Below are 18,383 nucleotides of genomic sequence, written 5' to 3'. Positions count from 1 at the left end.
CCCCCCTATTGAATTTTATTAGATATATTGATATATTGCGCAGCTGCTATTACCCTTTCAACAATATTAACTTTTTCATACCCGTTTCTTTTCCAAACAGTTCAGCCATCATGTACTTAAGGTTTCCACCTTTTGCTATTAAATGACCATGCCTTATGAGATATAGCATCCTTTACTGCTTTTTGAGCAGCTTTATTGACATCCTGTCCATGTAAATCTACTCCATATCCAAACTCCACTACATATCTTTTAATAAATATCATACTTTGTATTTTATCAGGAGGTACTTATTTTTTCAAAGTCCATTCTCCCTTATTTTTTATTCATTACAGGAATGCTCCCTCTATTATCTTTTATTTTCTCTTAATATCTTAGTTTTTCTTTAATTTTCTCATCACAACAAGAGCATCTCATGGCTTATATTACCATTTCTTACTTATCTAACCATTAAATGGGTAAGCTTAATAAACCTCATATCCTCCCTCTATATAATGAGTGAAAGCTCTGCTCCATCCCTTATCGCTTCTACTGCAGAAGCAACAGTTTTGCAGTCACCAATGAAATAATATCTGTTCTCATTTTTTAGTTCCTCAAATTCAGTATCAGGTAAATTTCCAACTGCTAAAACTACATCCTCCACTTTGACTACTTTATATGTGTCCTTGGAAGTATACATGAGTTTCCCCCCAGATATTTCTTTTATTAAAGCATTTGTGATTATATCAACTTTAAGTTCTTTTAATCTATTTAAAATCAGTTTTTTAACCATTGGGTATATCCCTTCGCCAACTTCTTCTTTCATTTCTAAAACTGTCACTTTTTTCCCTTTTTCAGCAAGGTATTCGGCTGTTTCAAGTCCAGTAAGGCCTCCACCAATTATTGCAATATCTCTTCCTTTTGGAATATTTCCCTCCAATACTTCAATAGCCATGTAGGGATTTATATCCGCATCCAAATTGATTTTAGCTGGCTTTGAGCCTGTAGCAATGACAATTTTATCATAAGGCATTTCTTTTATTTCCTGTAAACTTATTTTTTTATTTAAATGTACTTTGACATTGTATTTCTTTAAATCATTTTCCAGATATTCAATAACTTTTCCTATCTCTTGTTTATGAGGAGGCACTTTTGCTACATTTAGTTGTCCACCAAGTTTATTTTCTTTTTCAAACAAAGTAACGTTATGGCCTTTTTTTGCGAGATATTTGGCCGCAGACATGCCCGCTGGCCCGCCGCCAATTACAGCTATATTTAATGGTTTATCGGTCTTTACTTCAAATTCTTTTTCTCTTCCTACCTCTGGATTAATCATGCAAGAAACAGAAAGTCCTTTTTGAATGTATGCAATACACGCCTGATTGCAGTGAATGCAATACCTTATATCTTCTTCGTGTCCTTTTATCAATTTTTCCGCCAAATCCGGATCTCCTATGAAACCACGAGCTATCCCTATAAAATCAGCTATGCCATCCTCTAAAACTTTTTCCCAATCATAAACACTGCCGAGCTTATCAATCGCTATAACAGGTATAGTTACATTTTCTTTTATCCTCTTTACAATTCCAATCAAAGGCTTATCTCCAATTCCCATAGGAGAGATATGGTACTCCGATGTGGAAGATACACCTGAGGATATATCTAAAGCATCAGCACCATGGTATTCTAACAGTTTTGCGAATCTTACACTCTCTTCAATTGTAAAGCCTCTATCTGTAAAATCACTGCCATTAATCCTGCAAATTACCGTCATCTCCGGAATAGTTTTTTTAACTTCTCGCAATATATCAAGTGCAAACTTTGTCCTTCCTTCAAAATTTCCTCCGTATTCGTCAGTCCTTTTGTTTGTATCAGGAGATAAAAATTGATTTACAAACCATCCGTGAGCAAAATGCAACTCCACAGCATCAAAACCAGATTTTTCCGCCCTTATTGCTGCCTCTACAAAATTTTGTACAAAATCTTGAAGCTGCTCTTTTGTAAAATCTGAAGGTTTGTATTTTGGATTGTGCATTGCAAGTTGAATACCAGCTTTTGCACCGTTTTGACGTATGACTTCCGATAATCTTTTAAGGCCTTCTATTTTATCATCGTCATCTATTCCAATTTGATTTATGAAAAATTTTCCTAATTTGTTTACGTAACTCGCACCTACAATGACCAATGAAACACCTTTTGACCTTCTTTTATAATATTCCACTTCTCTTTCGCTTACAAAGCCTTCGTTTGATAAATTTGTAACAGTCGGTAACATAATTAGTCTGTTTTTTAACTTAATCTTTCCTATTTTACCTTCTTTCAATAGCATATTTATCACCTCTTTCATAATTAATATTGTACCTCTTGTATCATTATAAGTAAAATAGTATAATTTTATAATACCCATAAGTACAAACTTATGAGGTGATAATGTGAACTTACGCCAATTAAAAATTTTTTTAACTGTCTGCCAAGAAGGAAGTATGTCAAAAGCCGCCAAAAAACTTTGCATGACTCATCGTCCATAACATAAAATTATTTGAAAGAATAAATAAAAAACTCATTAACTTATGCAGGAAAAGTTTTAAAAGAATATGCTAAAAGAATCTCCTCATTATTAGATGAAGCTCTCGAGAAGATGAAGCAGTACTCGAGAGGTTTTTGAAACAATAGAGAATTTTGTTTACAATTTTAATTCTTGACATAGGTTGCCATAAATGTTATAATAATGTTAACTATAAAAATTCTAAGAGGTGAATTCTTATGAAAAAAATTGCTATCTTAATTGAGAATATGTATGAAGAGCCAGAACTACTATATCCATACTATAGGCTCAAAGAAGAGGGATATGAAGTACATTTAATAGGTCCAGAAAAAGACAAAGTATATACAGGAAAACATGGATATCCAATGAAAAGCACCCATGCTTCTAAAGATGTAAAAGCCGAAGATTACGATGCGGTAATAATCCCCGGCGGTTATTCACCTGATCATATGAGAAGATGTAATGACACTATTAATTTCGTCAAAGAAATGGACAAACTGCAAAAAACCATAGCAGCTATTTGCCATGGACCATGGATTATGGCTTCCGCCTGCAATTTAAAAGGAAAAAAAGTTACAAGCTTTTTCTCAATAAAAGATGATTTAATAAATGCAGGAGCCCAGTATGTAGATGAAGAAGTAGTTGTAGATGGAAATTTAATAACCTCCAGAACTCCTAACGATTTAGTAGCTTTTGTAAAAGCTATAATTGAAACGGTTAAATAATTATACTTTTTATTGCGAACCCCCTAATAAGTGACGGGGCTCGCAACTTATTATTTCACGATTAAATGTTATGAATCTATATACTTTTCAAGGTAGCGAAGGTCTTTTATTATAATCTTTTTTCCATCTATCTCAATTAAACCTTCTTTTTTTAACTTATTTAGTCCTTTTGTAACCGTTACTCTATCACATCCTATTAAATTGGCAATATTCTCATGGGTTAAAGGAATATCTATTATATAACCTTTTTTTATCTTCTTGCCTTGTTGATAGAATAATCTAATTAGAAAATCGCACAGTCTTCCCATTGAATCTTTGAAAATTAAATCGCTCATCTGCATAGTAACAATTCTAAATTTTCTGCTCATGCTATGAGCAATATATTTATACATATCAGGATTTGTTTCCAGAATAGAACTTAATTTATCTTCAAAAATAATAGATATTTCACTATCTTTTATAGCTTGACCTTCAATTAAATCAAATCCTCCTCCTAAATAGGAAAATTCTCCAAATATTTCCCCTGGTTGCAGCAAATAAAGAACTTTTATCTTTCCATTTTTATTTGAAATAAATTGCTTTATCAACCCTTTTGTTATTATGGCAATATATGGTTTGTTATAATTAATTGTTATAGTTTCATTTTTCAAAAAACTCTTTTTATATCCCTGTATAGCTATATTAAGGAAAAATTTTCTCATATCTTTCTGTCGATTTATATCAAACATTTCATTATATACCGAACTTATAGTCATCCCCTTTCAGCTCCCCACTTCTCTCCTGTTTGAAACAATAAAAATTGCACCAACAATTTTACTATTTTTACAATATGTTTAATTAAAAAAGTCAACCTTAAAATTTATTATACTATTTTCAAAATTATATTTCTATATTTTGATCTTTTATATCAAAAAAGCATGGAGCATAAAATCCCCATGCCTAAAATAGTTTCATCTATTTAGTAAAAATACCCTCCAATCACACGTTGCAATATAAATATGAGGCTCGTTTTTTATGTCCTTTTTATATACATAAATATCTACATATTCTTTCTTGCCATCCTCATAAAACACTTATCTTTTTTCTCTCAGATACATAATTTCATGATTATCTCCAAAATACAACTCTAATTCATCAATACTTGGCAAAACGCTGCCATCATCATAGAAAGTAATAATCTCTCCCCATATACAAATAATTTTTTTGTTTCTCCTAAATAACTGCTATCTACTTTTTTTTGCAATTACTTTTATAGCAGTTTCTATAGCTTTAACCATATCCCCTAAAGACATGGAAGGAGTATAAGGCTTATTCAAAACTTGCACTGGCAAATAAGGTATGTGAATAAAGCCTGCTTTAATATTTAATCCGTTTTTGTGAACATAATTGAGAATTCCATACATTAAATGATTGCACACAAACGTACCTGCTGTATTAGAAATTGATGCCGGTATATTTTCTTTTTTTATCTCTTCTACTATCTCTTTTATGGGAATAGTAGCAAAATAAGCTGGAGCACCTTCAGGGTCAATCGGGGTATCAATTGGTTGTTGCCCTATATTATCTGGAATTCTAGCATCATCAATATTAATCGCTATTCTTTCAACAGTTATATCATATCGCCCGCCAGCCTGTCCAATACTTAGAACTGCATCCGGCTTAACTTCCTTTATTTTTTCTATTACTTTCTCAACAGAAAGATAAAAAACAGTAGGAACCTGAATCTTAATTATCTCCGCACCTTCTATATTATCTTTCAAGTTTTTTAATACTTCATAAGAAGGGTTAATATTTTCCCCCCCAAAAGGATCAAAAGCTGTTACTAGTATTTTCATTATCATATCACCCTTTCATAAAAATATTAAAATGCCCAAAAATACATTAGTACTATGTGAATAATGAGCATGGCAATAGCTACAGGAACTTGATATTTTATAACTCCATATTTCTTATCTTCCATTTCCAATATTGCAGTCGGAACTATATTAAAATTCGCCGCCATTGGTGTCATTAAAGTTCCACAATATCCTGCTGTCATACCTAAAGCCGCTACTATCACCGGATTCCCTCCTTGAGCTATTACAAAAGGAATTCCAATTCCTGCTGTAATAACCGCAAATGCTGCAAAAGCATTGCCCATTATCATGGTAAATAAAGCCATTCCTAAGCAATAAGCAATTACCCCTAAAAGTATATTACCCTGAGGAATAATTGTCTTTATCCCACTTGCTATTACTTCACCTACACCTGCAACTGTAAAAACAGCTCCTAAAGCAGCAAGAAGTTGCGGTAAAATGCTTATAGGTCCTACTACTTCAAGCAATCTTCTACCATCATCAGCCATTTCTTTAACTTTCCCTTTTGTAATCACCAATGCTAAAATTGCTGCAACTACAGTTGATATCCAAAATGCAACAAGAGAACCAAGTTGTTTTGTCCATACTTGAGCAACAATAAATGTAACTATGCCAAGAGCCAAAGCTGGAACAAAAATTAGATTGCCAATTTTTTGTGACATTTGTTCTTTAAATTCTGAGGTTGATTCGTCAAATTTTCCAATTTTGACTAATCGAAATGCAGATAATAGAGTCAATACAATAACCATGTATCCTGTATATATATCAGGTATATAAATGTTTTTATTACCCCACAATAAGCCTATTCGACTAAATGTAAAATTATTCCTAATAACCCCCAAAATAAAGCAGTAGGGATTTTTGAAGGATGATTTTTTTCTTTTAGTGTAGCATACGCTGAGTAAAAAGAAACTATGCCCATCATAATGTATAGGATTTCAGTTAAAGAATCCTTAAGCATTCAATACTCCTCCTTCCTAAGCATTTTACCTATTTTCTTTTTTGGACCTCGTTCTTATCCTATACTTTTGGTCAAATTTTCTGTCATAATAGAAAAACTGCAAAGTACCAACTACCATTATTATTAACGCGATAGGTATTGACGCTTTTGCGATATCTAAAGCTTCTACGGTATAGTTTAATTCTTTTAATACACCAACAATTAACAAAACACCTCCTGCTGCAACAAAAGCATTCTGCCCAAAGAAATTACCATAGTTTTCTACTGCAGCTTCTAACCCCTTAATTGTTTCATGGTCTTCGCTTTTTATTTCGCCATATCTATTCATTGCTGCCCCTTCTGCCATAGGTAATATCAAAGGTCGTATAAATTGTACATGTCCGCCAAGCCTTAAGCCGAACATCGCTGCCAATGTCCTAAGTGCTAAATATAAAGAAGTTACTTTTCCCACTGTAGCTGCTTTTATCTTTCCTATTACATATGCAGCCCTTTCACGGAGACCATACCTTTCAAGTATTCCAATTACAGGCAATGAGATAATAAATATAGACATATATCTATTGTCTACAAAAGCTTTTCCTAAAATTTCTACAATTTTATGAAAAGGTACCCCTGCCACCAGGCCAGTCACAATACCAGCAATTAAAACCACTGCTAAAGTATCGAGCTTCAAGACAAATCCCACAATAATGATTAAAATACCAATTAACTTAATCATAAACTATCCCCCTTTAAAATGGATTTATTTTTTGTAATTATATCACAATACATAAATAAAACTGTGGCCACGGCTACAATTTTATAAATTTTTAGTCATAATTATTTATAAATCCTGCAAATCCTATTTTTACCATGACACTTATGCATAAACTTTTATATCTTTTTAGGCCATTACAACAATTTTGTAGTAAAAAAGAAAAGCACTTAGGCAAATGAACCCTAAGTGCTCCCATTTTTCAGTACTTTTTTGGTGGAGCCAAGGGTACTTGAACCCCCGACCTTGTGAATGCCATTTTTTATAAGGTTTAGACAATAAAAAAATTGCTATTATCTCTCATCTATCCTTACTTCCCTCTCACATAGGTTTTGTGCAATTTCATCTCTATGTGTTATCACTAAAGCTGTCCTATCTTTAAGATACTCCTTTAAAAAGCTTATGATTTCTTTTTTAGTCTCAATGTCCACTCCCTCAAGAGGTTCATCAAGAATAATAAAGTTTTTGTCGTGAGCTATAAGCCTTGCCAGTAAAATTCTCTCTTTTTCACCTTGAGAAACATTTGAAACATTTTCTTCAATTGTATAATCCAAATCAAAAGGAAGTTTCACTATTCTTAAAATCCCCTCTAACTCCTCCCTCCTGTAAAAGTCCTCCCCTAATTTTATATTTTCTTCAATTGTTGCCGGAAACAAAGTAGAATTCTGAGAAAGCACTGCAATCTGCTGATAGAGCCAGTCCTTAGAAATAAAGTTTATGTCCTTCCCATTTATGAGTATCTTACCTGATGTAGGCTTGATGTCTTTTAAAATAAGTGTAACAAGCGTGCTTTTCCCTTTACCAGAAGGTCCTAAAATGGCAATCCTTTCACCTTTTTTAATACTAAAAGAAAAATCTTTAAAAATATCTCTACCATTTACTGTATAGTTAACTTTGTCAAAAATGATTTCTTCAATTTCTCCTTCAGGTACAATTACCCCTTCTTCTTTTACCTCTAATTCCTTTAGAATATCAACTGCATTTAGGCTGTTTTTTATATTTAAAAGAATTGAATTTAAATATACGATTGGCCCTGTAATCATTGTACTGTACCCAATAAGCACTATTCCTGCACCTATTTGATAGCTTCCAATGTACACCTGATAAAGGCCCCATGTAAAGACCAATAGTTCATAAAAAATCCTTACAAAATCAAGCTCTATAAAAAAGTGAATAAAATCTCTAGCAAAAATTTTAGACGCCATTTTCCTTAATTCTTCTGTAAAAATATCATTTCTTTTTAACTCATAGGAAAAAGCATTCAATACATGTATCTCCTCTTTGTTTTTTATAGTGTCTTCTACGTTGCTCAGATACTCCATTTTCTTCTCTATCAATTCTTTATTGTGTTTCATAAAATATTCATTTCCATATTTATAGATGCAGATAGATATGAGGATAAGGACAACTGAGACAACTCCCACAATTTTATCTATAAAAAATATTATTACTGTTATTACAAAAAGCTTTATGAGATTAATAATTCCTGTCATAGCTTTAATGTCAAAAAGAGTAGAAACCTCTCTCGTCCTTTCCAAAACCGTGTCTGTATAATATTTTGACCCTTTTTCCGCAACTTTGGAAGGAGGAAGATTAAATATTTTTTTGATTGCAACTAAACAGAGGTTTTCGTGAATTTTAGCCTGCTGCCTGCTGTTTATAAAACTTGTATAAGACCTAAGTGTCAGAAGCAAAACAGTAAAGCCTAAGAGCATCATAAAAAGATGTAATGGAAAAATCCTTGTGCTTTCAACTGTATTTAAAATCTGCCCATAAAGTAATGGCAATATTAAAAGTCCTGTTTCAGATAGCAAATATACGGAAAAAACAGCAAAAAAGCTTATCAAAAGAGTTTTATTTATTGAACGAAACACCCATTTTATATTAGTCATACTGCATCTTCCTCTTCCATTATATATATTGTCCTGTCAGCAATTCTCAATAAACTCTTATCATGAGTAACTAAAATGCAGGTTTTGCCTTTTAGCAGTTCTTTTAGTGTATCAAGTATTTCTTCTTTTCTATCTTGGTCTACACCTACCAAAGGCTCATCAAGTAAAAGAATTTCCGGATCAAACAAAATCGTCCTTGCTAGTGACAATCTCGACCGTTCTCCTCCTGAAATAAGCTTTCCTGTCTGTCCTATTTGTGTATCAAACCCTTTTGGCAGTTTCTCAAACCACTCCAACAGTCCTGCCTTTTTCAAGGCTTCTACCAATTCTTCTTCAGAGGCATTTGGTTTTGCTATAAGCAAGTTTTCTCTAAGAGTGCGGTTAAATAATCGCCCTCCTTGAAATAACATGCCTATTTTAGGCTTCCCCTGTAAAAAAATCACTTCTCCCTTTTGAGGTTTTAAAAATCCCGTTATAATCTTTAAAACAGTCGATTTTCCTATCCCGCTCCTGCCAATTAAAGCAACTATCTCACCTTTTTTCACCTGCATACTAAAGTTTTTTAAAACAAGCTTTCCATCATAGCTAAAACTAACATTATTTAAAATCAATTCTTCAAAATTACCTGTGCCTTTATCTTCCATCTCTACTTCCGGTAATTCAATTGCCTCTTGTATTTTTTCTATATGAGGTGGAAAATTCTGAAGCCATTTCAAGTTTTCAACAATATAATTAGCTTTATCATAAGACATTGTAGAAAACGTTATTAGCATTACTGCTGTGCCAAAACTAAAGTCTCCCCTTACAAAAAACAGTAAAGACATACCTATAGCTGCAAGTTTCCCAAATTCATTAAAAAGGTTTATAGAATATCCATTTAGAAAATCTCTTAAGAGATAGTTTTTGATATTGTCAATATAAGAGCTGAAATCCTCTAAAAATTTCTTCTTCAAAAAAGACTCCCCTCTGTAGTGTATGAGGTCCTCTATCCCCTTTAAGTACGCATTTATATGGTCACTTGTTATCCTTAAATTCTCTTGCGCTCTGTCATAATGAGGAATTACATATTTTTCTCTCAATAAACTTATAAGGGTTACTGCAAAAAGAATAACAGTAACTATAATTAAAAGCGGTTTGCAGTAGACAAATAAAATTGCCAGTATAGCAATAAACACGATAAATTCTGCCGGAAGAGTGTAAAGAAAATCGCTGTAAAGCTGTGAGGCAAATCTCACATCATTTGAAAATATACTCGCCCAGTAACCTGCATCTTTTCTTATAAAAAATTTTAAATCCATCTTAAGTATAGAGGAAAAAAGCTTATCTAAAAGATTTTTAGTCATTTTTTCTTTTATGTATACATTCATCAAACTCCACAATCTTATTGATGCATACCCAAGTATCGTGAGAGCGATGTAAAAAAACACTTTTTCTTCAGGATAAACTCTTGTAGTAACTGCGTTTATAATATCTCTATACAAGAAAGGCAAAAGAACAAACAATAATGAATGAATTATTGAAATTATGGTGTAAGCAATATAATAAATTTTATCTTTTTTAGGAATTATCTCCCACAAAACTTTAAACTTTTTTATTGCTTCCATAATAAAACCCCTTTATTTAGTCTGTATTATAAATTAATTTAATCTGCTCTTTTATTAAATCTTCTACTATTGATTTGCATTTTTCATTTTTATAAATATTTTCTTCTTCTCCGTTTGCTATTTTTTTTCTCACATCTGGACATAGACCAGCACAGTATGTAATATATTTACATTTTAAGCATTGCCCATTGTTAGCATTTAGAAGTGACACTTTTTCCACGTAATCCAATCTATTTTTGTTTTGAGGTAATATTTCAAAATTATTTTCAATAAGCTCATCTAAAGTACAATAGCTAGAATCCTTGACAAAAACATAATTCCAACATTTGTATATATTCCCAAAAACATCAATAGTAAGATTACTAAGTACATCAGTTTCTGCATTACAATATGCTCTTACACCACCACTTTCAAGTGATGGGTTAATAAATCCTAATTTTACTGCTTTTTTCATAATAATTTTACGTTTGCTATAAAACTCCGAAAGTGAAAAAGAATCTCGATGCCCAAATACTCTTGCTAAATCAAGTGAAAGCAAACCTTTTCCTACAAACGTTTGAAATCTACTATATAATTCCTCTATTAATATCTCAATATAATCTATATTACCTTTATCAATATTTACTCTTACAACTGTATTTACTCCGTTTTTCAGAAGATTGTATATCCCATCTAAAATCTTTGAATAGGTCCCTTTTTTATTAGCAAGATATCTTCTCTTATCATGAATTATTTCGGGTCCATCAACAGTTATTTGTACATATTCTGTGTTTTGTTGCGATAATTTAGTAGCTATACTTTCGTCAATTAAAAAACCGTTAGTAACAATCACATTTTTATATCGTATATGATGTTCATTTCCTAATTTTATAAACTCATTATTTAATGTAAAGATTAAGGACCATTCAAGTGAAGGTTCACCACCATACCAAGTTACTTGAAGCGATTTTACTTTATAATTCATTATCATATGATTTAAATATTTTCTCAAATTATTACAGAATTTGCTTTTTATTTCATCATTAAGTTCAAATGACATCTTACTATCAGAAAAATTTTCGTAACAATATACACAAGAAAAATTACATTTATTAGTAACAGCAATATCTAACTTCAAATTATAAGAAACGTTATACTTAGAGAAAAGATACTTGTTTCGAATACTCAAGTACTCATCTATTGTGTCTTCAATTAAAAAACCATTGTCTGCTAGTACATTTTTTTCATCGGTTTCAATGACATCTGGATTATTTAGATAAAAAGCTTTTTTAAGTTTCTCGTAGTGTTCATCATCCAGCTCTATCAACGCAGAATTTATGGTATTTAACAAATAATGATGTTGGTTTACATCTAAAAAAGAGTAAAATTTTGTAAATTTCATTTTTCACACCCCTAAAGTCTATAAATTATGTCAGATAAACCTCTAATTTTGAGGTATATTAAACCTTACAATACTTGGTAGGGAAAAGATTATAGAGAAGGATTTGAGAAAAGAGAAAGCTTCTTGCTTCGTGTCAAAAGCAGTAATTATCAAAACCAAAACCCACAAAAAAGAAATCCTTGCTGTGCTCATAAGGCACATATTGGTTACTCTCTTATGAGCACAGCATTTTTTATTCAAGAATAGTTTGTATCTTTTATTTTAGTATATCTCAATACTTCTACATCCACCCAAATGGGAACAAGGTCCACAAAGTGGTGGAATTACCTTTAATCCATTTTGTTCTAACTTTGCTGGTGAAAGTACCTTCATTTATTTTTCACCTCCTTGCTTTTTGAAATAGACTTGTGCAAAATTCAAAAGCCTTCATTTAAGCGATTCTGGAGACATACTTTTTCCTATCACTCTTGAATTCTTTATCTTTTATGTAGAATTTCCCCTCATATTTGTCGAATTATTCTTTTATATACAACATAGAAATATTTTTAAGAAAGAAGAAAACCTACCTTTTTAGCTACTTTTGAATATACCCTAATTATTTAAATTTAAACTTGGATTCGGCAAGTGAATTTACGAAATGCCCAAATAGAGCCATTTGAGGGCTAAATTAAGTGAAAAATTTTTTACAAAAAATATATGGAGATTCCCCTTTTTCTGATAAAATTTAAGTGTCAAACAAAAACATTAACAGAAAGGAGAATCTCCATAATATGAGTTTAACACTTAATCTTCCAAAAGAAAAGGGGTTTTCAAAATATATTTTGCCAGCAACTTTTGACAATTTTACAGTATCAAACAATGTAACTTTCACCTATATCTAAGCATTTAAAGAAAAAATCGGCTTTAATAAAATTCTTTCAAGCATATTATCCTTTAAAAAAGCACCAAATGCTGTCTTTCAACCAGCCGAAATTATTGACTTTATGATTGATTCTGTAATTCAAGGGAATACTCGCTTTCTTCACATGGACCAACTAAGATATGATAATGCATACACAGAAATTAAAGGGCATAAAGTTCCCAGCGAAAAAGTATGCAGAGACTTAATTAAAGCTATGCCTGAAAGTTCTCTTGAAGAATTAAGACTTATTAACAAGACTTTGCTTTCCTTGCAATCTAAAGGAACGAAACGTGAAGTCATTATAAATTTTGACGATACAGTTTGTACTATATTTGGAGCGCAGGAAGGTGCCTCAGTAGGTTATAATCCAAGGTACCATGGTCGACCATCTTTCAAAGAGAAAATCGGCATTATTGCTAATACTCATGAACTTGTTAATGTTACTCTTGAAGAAGGTAAACATCACACAAATCATGGTTTCTTAGATTTTGTAAAATCTTGCGAAGAACAGCTTCCTGAAAATTGGATAATTAAGCGAGTACGCGTTGACCGTGGAGCATTTGACTACGATAATATGCTGTATTTTGAATCTAAAGGTTATGAATATGTAATGAAAGCTAAAAATCAGGCATGGATCAGATGCTTTATAGACTATGTCAATCAAAGAGAACACCTTTATCCTTGGACTGAAATAGATAAAACCTTTAGTGTAAATGAAATATATGCAAAAATGCCTAAATGGGATAAAGTACGCAGAATTGTGATTATACGCAAAAAACTGCCACAGCCCAAAACAGGGCAGATTTGTATGGATATAGACGAATTCAAATATGAATATCAAGCTTATAGTAACAAATATTGAGTACATGACACCTGAAGAAATATTTCATGAATACAACCAACGCTGCGACATTGAAAACAAAATAGATGAACTAAAAGAAGGATTTGCTTTTGATCAAAACAGTCAAAGAAACAAATTTTGCAACGAAATATTTTTGCTTATCAAAATGATCGCTTACAATCTCCATAATTGGTTCAAAAGGACTATCTTGCCAGAGTTTATGAGGCATCATGAGATAACCACAATAAGGCGAATATTATATAATGTACCTGGTAATCTTGTTGGGAAAGGACGTTATAGGCATATACGTTACCCTAATAATCCGTTTCTTAAAACTGTGATAACGTATATACGAAAAGCACTAATGGTATTTTGCTTAACATAAGTAAACACATAGAATATACCAAAAATATACCAAATGATAGAAACCGCCATATCAAGTAGACGGTTAGCTTTGCTATACCTTAAAAGGGTAAATTAACTGTAAAAAACGATATAGCTTTTATTCTTTCAATGCAAATATGCAGTTATCAAAGTGCAAAACTTATAACAAAACACCGTTTTTTTTACATTCATGGAAATTGAATTTTTAATTTGCTTGCTACTTGCCGAATTCAAATTAAAATACCATGTTAAGAGACATAAAAACATGATATAATAATTTTAAAGATTTTAAAGAAAAGAAAAAAGAAGAATGTAAATTATATGATTTTCGGTTTTTAAAATATAAAAAATATAGGCTATGGCTATCTTAAATACCACCTGCTGGAGTTAGCAAAGTCTGGAAGCGGACTATAAATACACCAATCGTCTACTCGTCTGCATGAGAGTTAATTAAAGACAAAAGGGAGGGATAAGATGCCCGCGATAAAAGTAGACATAAATCCAAAGGTTTTGCTTTGGGCTTTAAATAGATCTGGTAAGAGACTTGCAGTAGAAAAAAATTTCCCTAAAATTTATGAGTGGATAGAAAAGAAAAGTAAACCTACTTTTAGACAATTAGAGGAATTAGCCAAAGCAACATATACCCCACTTGGATATTTTTTTCTGGATGAACCTCCGGAAGATCAGTTACCTATCCCTTATTTCCGTACTATTAATGGAGAACCTATAAGTCAGCAACGATTCAGCCTTGATCTCATTGAAACTGTGCAAATGATGCAATTAAGACAAGATTGGATGCGTGAGTACTTGATTGAACTAGGTCAAGAACCTTTACCTTTTGTTAATTCTGCAAAGCTTGAAAGTAATCCTCACGAAGTTGCTCAAAATATTAGAAATACGTTGGGATTAAAAACAGGATGGGCAAGCCAATTGCCTAGCTGGACGGATGCACTAAAAGAGCTCCGTGATAGAATAGAAGATATAGGTATTATAGTGGTTGTGAATGGTGTTGTTGGGAATAATACACATCGGAAACTCAATCCTGAAGAATTTCGTGGTTTTGTACTAGTAGATGAATATGTCCCTCTGATCTTTATAAATGGAGCAGATGCAAAAGCTGCTCAAATGTTTACCATTGCACATGAATTAGCACATATATGGTTCGGAAGCAGTGCAGCTTTTGACTTAAGAGAACTTCAACCATCCGACGATAAAATAGAACAAATTTGCAATTTGGTAGCTGCAGAGTTTTTACTGCCTGAAGACGAACTGCAACGAGTTTGGCCTAAAGTAAAAAATGAACCTGAACCGTTCCAAACACTGGCAAAGCACTTCAAAGTGAGTGAAATAGTTGCAGCCCGCAGAGTTCTTGATATAGGTTATATTACTAAAAGTGACTTTCTTAAATTTTACAATGATTATCAAGCAAAAGAACGTTCTACTAATCACGGAGACAAAGGTGGCAATTTTTATAACACACAAAATATGCGTATTGGACGGCGCTTTGCAAAGGCGGTAATAACAGCTGTTAAAGAAGGTAAGCTTCTTCCTCACGAAGCTTATCAACTTACAGGACTTTATGGAACTGCCTTCGACAAATACGCAAAATACTTGGGATTAGAGGTGTAAAAATGACGAACTGCAATGTATACGTTTTAGATACTAGTGTTTTTATTACCGCCTCACGGTTTTATTACGCCTTTGACATAGCGCCAGCTTTCTGGGAAGCCCTAATTCAATATGCCAATAAAGGATATATAGTTACTATTGATAAGGTAAGGGACGAAATAGAGAAAGGAAAAGATAAGTTGGGAGATTGGGTAAAAAATGACTTTTCCAAGTGGATCAAATCTACTGGCGAAGAAGATGTTATCAATGCATACAGGGAGATAGTTAAGTGGTTAAATAGTTCTACACAATTTAAAGAAGCAGCCAAAGCACAATTTATGGCAGGAGCAGATGGTTGGATAATTGCATATGCGAAAGTTAAAGGTTATATAGTTGTTACTCAGGAAGTTTTTAATCCCGAAAAGAAAAACAAAGTCCCTATACCAAATGTTTGTAGTGAGTTCAATGTTTCTTATTCCGATACATTCCAAATGCTTCGTAGTTTAGGTATAAAGTTTACTTGTTATGATTCATAAAAATTAGAGAATTTTTGTGAACATACAGGAAGGCAGTGTGAATGGATTTTTAAAACAAACAATGAACAGCTAATTAAAACCGATTTTATTAGAATTGACAAGCGGTCAAAAATTACTAACGAGGAAAATGCTATAATGGTAAATGGTTATTTATTTAAAAAAATCGGAACTCCTTAAAAATTTTTAAATTTTTATAAAAAGTGGCAGACCCAAAGCCTGTGTTTTTTTGTTTGAGCTTTTTGTCAATAGTTGGGGTGGGTATTTTCTGAATACCTACCTTTAATTTCATTGATCATTTGATTATAGTAGGCATTTAAAATAAGTGCTCTATTTTTTAACGGTATTTTTTTATCTACCCCAAGGTTTATTGTAGAACGAAAAACTAATATAATCGTATTCAAAAGACAAACTTAAAACATCGAAAGTTAGCTCTGTTTCTTTAATTATGCACATAAAAACGGTTGATACTGTACACAAAAAAATTTAAAATGTAATTAAAAAGAGTCAAAAGAGGCAGGGAGCTAATAATGAGAAAAATGGTAAACAGAAAAGACAAGATTATAATCAACTATTCTCAATCCAAGGGCGGGAAACAGCGCAGTTTTAATCTGGTTTTTCCTTACATAAATGATACCGAAATTGATGTTGTATTAGTTGTTGAAGAGAGCGATTCAGGAGAATGGAATCCTCTAAAGGCAATCATCGATAAAGAAGAGACAACAGCCGATGAAGAAGAAGCAGCAAAAGATCTTGCAGATTTAACATGGCATATATATTCGAGAAAAGAACGAAAAAAAACTGCTGCCTCCCGTTGTAAACTTATGGGAAGAAGGGAACTTAATGATAGCGGCCTGCTTAAGTGAAAAATACGGAGAAAAGTTCTTTACAGCGAAGCAGCAGGAAAATTTAGAAAAAGAGGTACTAAATTCGGACAGGTTAATATGCTGGTGGCCAGATCCAGTAATATGGGAAAGTGCAAAAAAGCTTAAAGAGTCCTTTAATTCATTACCTTTTAATGAAATTGCTATACCTTTCTACACATTTAAAGAGTATTTTAAGCGCTCAGACATACAAGCAGAAATGCAGAAATACTGGGATAAACTAGAAGAAATATCAGAGAGTCCACAGGAATTTGCTGTAATTGGAGAAAGCATAAAAGCAGATGAATACGCAAAGTATTTGCGCGATTTAAAGACGACACTGCTTTTCTTAAAGAAGAATAACATTCCCTTTAAATTAACACTTGGCAATGTTGAGCGGGCAAAAGAATTTTTTAAAAAAGAAAATCTTGACCCTTTCCAGCTGGATTCGTGGATAATTGCTGCTCCAGTATTTGAGCCTATGTCTGATTTCTTAATAGAAGAACAAATATTAATCGGCCCAAGCAGTATAATTACCGGAAAAGAGGAAATAAAAGCGTGTTTATCTTTTTTAAGTCACTTCCCATACACAGCACCTGTTCCAGATGCAATTGGAGCAGTTGTGTATGCAGGAGATAAGCATGTTTCAAGTACAGTTTTTTGGTTTAATCCAGCAACAACTATAGAAATTGTGAACAAAGCAATGGAAGCAGCTTTGGAAGAGTTAAATAAACGTGGTGTAGAAAAAATCATAATGATAGAAGAAATGGTTCCTTTTGAGGCTTCATGGGAAGGAGAAGGACTTTTACTGGAGATACCTGAGGATTGGTAAAAACTGCTAAACAGATTTCAAAAAAGTAAAGATATTAGAAAGTTATTCTTTGAAGGAAGGAAATAAAAAATTATGCTGAATAAAAAATGCCTAGGGCATGTGATGTGTATTATTAATGTAAAAAAACCGAAAAGTAAGTATAGTAAATTCAGTAGGAAAGGGGTGAGATAATTTTGCTTTTTAGTAGTGAACAGGTTAACAGAGGCAGGAAAATTGTAAATACTGGTATAGTTATTTTAATTCTTCTTTTGCTCGGAGATTTTACTATTAATCTAATATCCAATGGTATTAAAGGATTATCAGCAGAAAAAATCATCATTAATGGACTGGTTTTATTCGATGTATTTTTGTATTATAAGGGGAATAGAATAGCATTTAAATTAACTATGTTTTTATTATCAATGGTTTATATTTTAATCTTCGGTTTATTACCTGCTTATTTGGTTTGGGAATTACTGCGTATGTTAAATGTTTTAGATGCTTTTGGTGGCGCTTTATATTTAGTTATCCTAGCAATAATTATAATAGCAGTAAATATTTTAATATTTAAAACAGGATTTTATGATGATGTTTTAGCTTTTAAAAACTACTATCAGGAAAAAATAAAAAATAAAATATCTCAATAGCGGATTTAAATTGACCCATTTTCAACGATTTTAAATTGTCCTACCAAGTTTTTTAAAATTAAGTCTTGATATGCAGGTTACCATATAGGCCAGCTCTTAAC

14 protein-coding genes and 3 pseudogenes are annotated in these 18,383 nt (G+C 32.2%); 8 read left to right on the top strand and 9 right to left on the bottom strand.

Translation table 11 applies throughout. The features are described 5' to 3' along the window. Positions 1-158: 158 nt before the first annotated feature. Both I4N53_RS12020 and I4N53_RS12015 read right to left on the bottom strand, forming a co-directional pair. Positions 159-263 (bottom strand): annotated as a pseudogene (locus tag I4N53_RS12020) (Lin0512 family protein); the annotation flags it as partial. Between the two features lie 221 nt (positions 264-484). After that, positions 485-2,305: an NAD(P)/FAD-dependent oxidoreductase gene (locus I4N53_RS12015; protein ID WP_038016623.1), complete on the bottom strand. Its 1,821-nt coding sequence runs from the start codon at positions 2,303-2,305 to the stop codon at positions 485-487. Positions 2,306-2,408: 103 nt separating this feature from the next. Here I4N53_RS12015 and I4N53_RS12735 point away from each other — a divergent pair, with 103 nt between their 5' ends. Both I4N53_RS12735 and I4N53_RS12005 read left to right on the top strand, forming a co-directional pair. Beyond that, positions 2,409-2,504, top strand: coding sequence for a LysR family transcriptional regulator (locus tag I4N53_RS12735; RefSeq protein ID WP_100067114.1), 96 nt, complete (start codon positions 2,409-2,411; stop codon positions 2,502-2,504). Between the two features lie 235 nt (positions 2,505-2,739). After that, entirely contained in the window at positions 2,740-3,246 is a 507-nt protein-coding gene (locus I4N53_RS12005) for a type 1 glutamine amidotransferase domain-containing protein (RefSeq protein ID WP_009052263.1), read from the top strand. Positions 3,247-3,314: 68 nt separating this feature from the next. Here the strand turns inward: I4N53_RS12005 and I4N53_RS12000 are convergent, their stop codons facing one another. From I4N53_RS12000 to I4N53_RS11970, 7 genes and pseudogenes are all read right to left on the bottom strand, one after another. Then, a complete protein-coding gene (locus I4N53_RS12000; RefSeq protein ID WP_003868797.1) occupies positions 3,315-4,001 on the bottom strand; it encodes a Crp/Fnr family transcriptional regulator in 687 nt (228 codons plus the stop codon). A 468-nt stretch (positions 4,002-4,469) separates the two neighbouring features. After that, positions 4,470-5,081 (bottom strand): pyroglutamyl-peptidase I, encoded by a 612-nt coding sequence (gene pcp, locus I4N53_RS11995; protein WP_012268696.1) that lies wholly within the window; start codon positions 5,079-5,081, stop codon positions 4,470-4,472. Between the two features lie 26 nt (positions 5,082-5,107). Continuing rightward, a pseudogene (locus I4N53_RS11990) lies at positions 5,108-6,063 on the bottom strand (DUF979 domain-containing protein). A gap of 25 nt (positions 6,064-6,088) precedes the next feature. Beyond that, the gene (locus I4N53_RS11985) at positions 6,089-6,781 is read right to left on the bottom strand and encodes a DUF969 domain-containing protein (protein WP_012269248.1); all 693 of its coding nucleotides are present in this window, start codon (positions 6,779-6,781) and stop codon (positions 6,089-6,091) included. 329 nt (positions 6,782-7,110) lie between these two features. After that, on the bottom strand, positions 7,111-8,709 hold the full coding sequence (locus I4N53_RS11980; protein ID WP_009052261.1) for an ABC transporter ATP-binding protein: 1,599 nt from the start codon (positions 8,707-8,709) through the stop codon (positions 7,111-7,113). Continuing rightward, positions 8,706-10,313, bottom strand: coding sequence for an ABC transporter ATP-binding protein (locus I4N53_RS11975; RefSeq protein WP_009052260.1), 1,608 nt, complete (start codon positions 10,311-10,313; stop codon positions 8,706-8,708). The genes I4N53_RS11980 and I4N53_RS11975 overlap by 4 nt, the downstream gene beginning before the upstream one ends. Before the next feature lie 16 nt (positions 10,314-10,329). Then, a complete protein-coding gene (locus tag I4N53_RS11970) occupies positions 10,330-11,694 on the bottom strand; it encodes a radical SAM/SPASM domain-containing protein (protein WP_009052259.1) in 1,365 nt (454 codons plus the stop codon). 770 nt (positions 11,695-12,464) lie between these two features. Here I4N53_RS11970 and I4N53_RS11965 point away from each other — a divergent pair. From I4N53_RS11965 to I4N53_RS11945, 6 genes and pseudogenes are all read left to right on the top strand, one after another. Then, a pseudogene (locus tag I4N53_RS11965) lies at positions 12,465-13,821 on the top strand (IS1380-like element ISTps2 family transposase). Between the two features lie 473 nt (positions 13,822-14,294). After that, positions 14,295-15,449 carry an ImmA/IrrE family metallo-endopeptidase gene (locus I4N53_RS11960; RefSeq protein ID WP_132040814.1) on the top strand — a complete coding sequence of 385 codons (1,155 nt, stop codon included), beginning with the start codon at positions 14,295-14,297 and terminating at the stop codon, positions 15,447-15,449. 2 nt (positions 15,450-15,451) lie between these two features. Continuing rightward, positions 15,452-15,964 carry a DUF4411 family protein gene (locus tag I4N53_RS11955; protein ID WP_132040813.1) on the top strand — a complete coding sequence of 171 codons (513 nt, stop codon included), beginning with the start codon at positions 15,452-15,454 and terminating at the stop codon, positions 15,962-15,964. A gap of 527 nt (positions 15,965-16,491) precedes the next feature. Continuing rightward, positions 16,492-16,827 carry a hypothetical protein gene (locus tag I4N53_RS12525; RefSeq protein WP_255549829.1) on the top strand — a complete coding sequence of 112 codons (336 nt, stop codon included), beginning with the start codon at positions 16,492-16,494 and terminating at the stop codon, positions 16,825-16,827. Then, positions 16,805-17,656: a hypothetical protein gene (locus tag I4N53_RS11950; protein WP_255549828.1), complete on the top strand. Its 852-nt coding sequence runs from the start codon at positions 16,805-16,807 to the stop codon at positions 17,654-17,656. Before I4N53_RS12525 ends, I4N53_RS11950 begins: the two co-directional genes overlap by 23 nt. 173 nt (positions 17,657-17,829) lie before the next feature. Further along, positions 17,830-18,282: a hypothetical protein gene (locus I4N53_RS11945; RefSeq protein WP_214496345.1), complete on the top strand. Its 453-nt coding sequence runs from the start codon at positions 17,830-17,832 to the stop codon at positions 18,280-18,282. Positions 18,283-18,383: the final 101 nt, after the last annotated feature.

The sequence above is a fragment of the Thermoanaerobacter sp. CM-CNRG TB177 genome, from assembly GCF_018588165.1.
GTDB lineage: Bacteria > Bacillota > Thermoanaerobacteria > Thermoanaerobacterales > Thermoanaerobacteraceae > Thermoanaerobacter > Thermoanaerobacter thermocopriae.
Note: the sequence above shows the minus strand (reverse complement) of the source record. Positions and strands in the feature narration are given on the sequence as shown.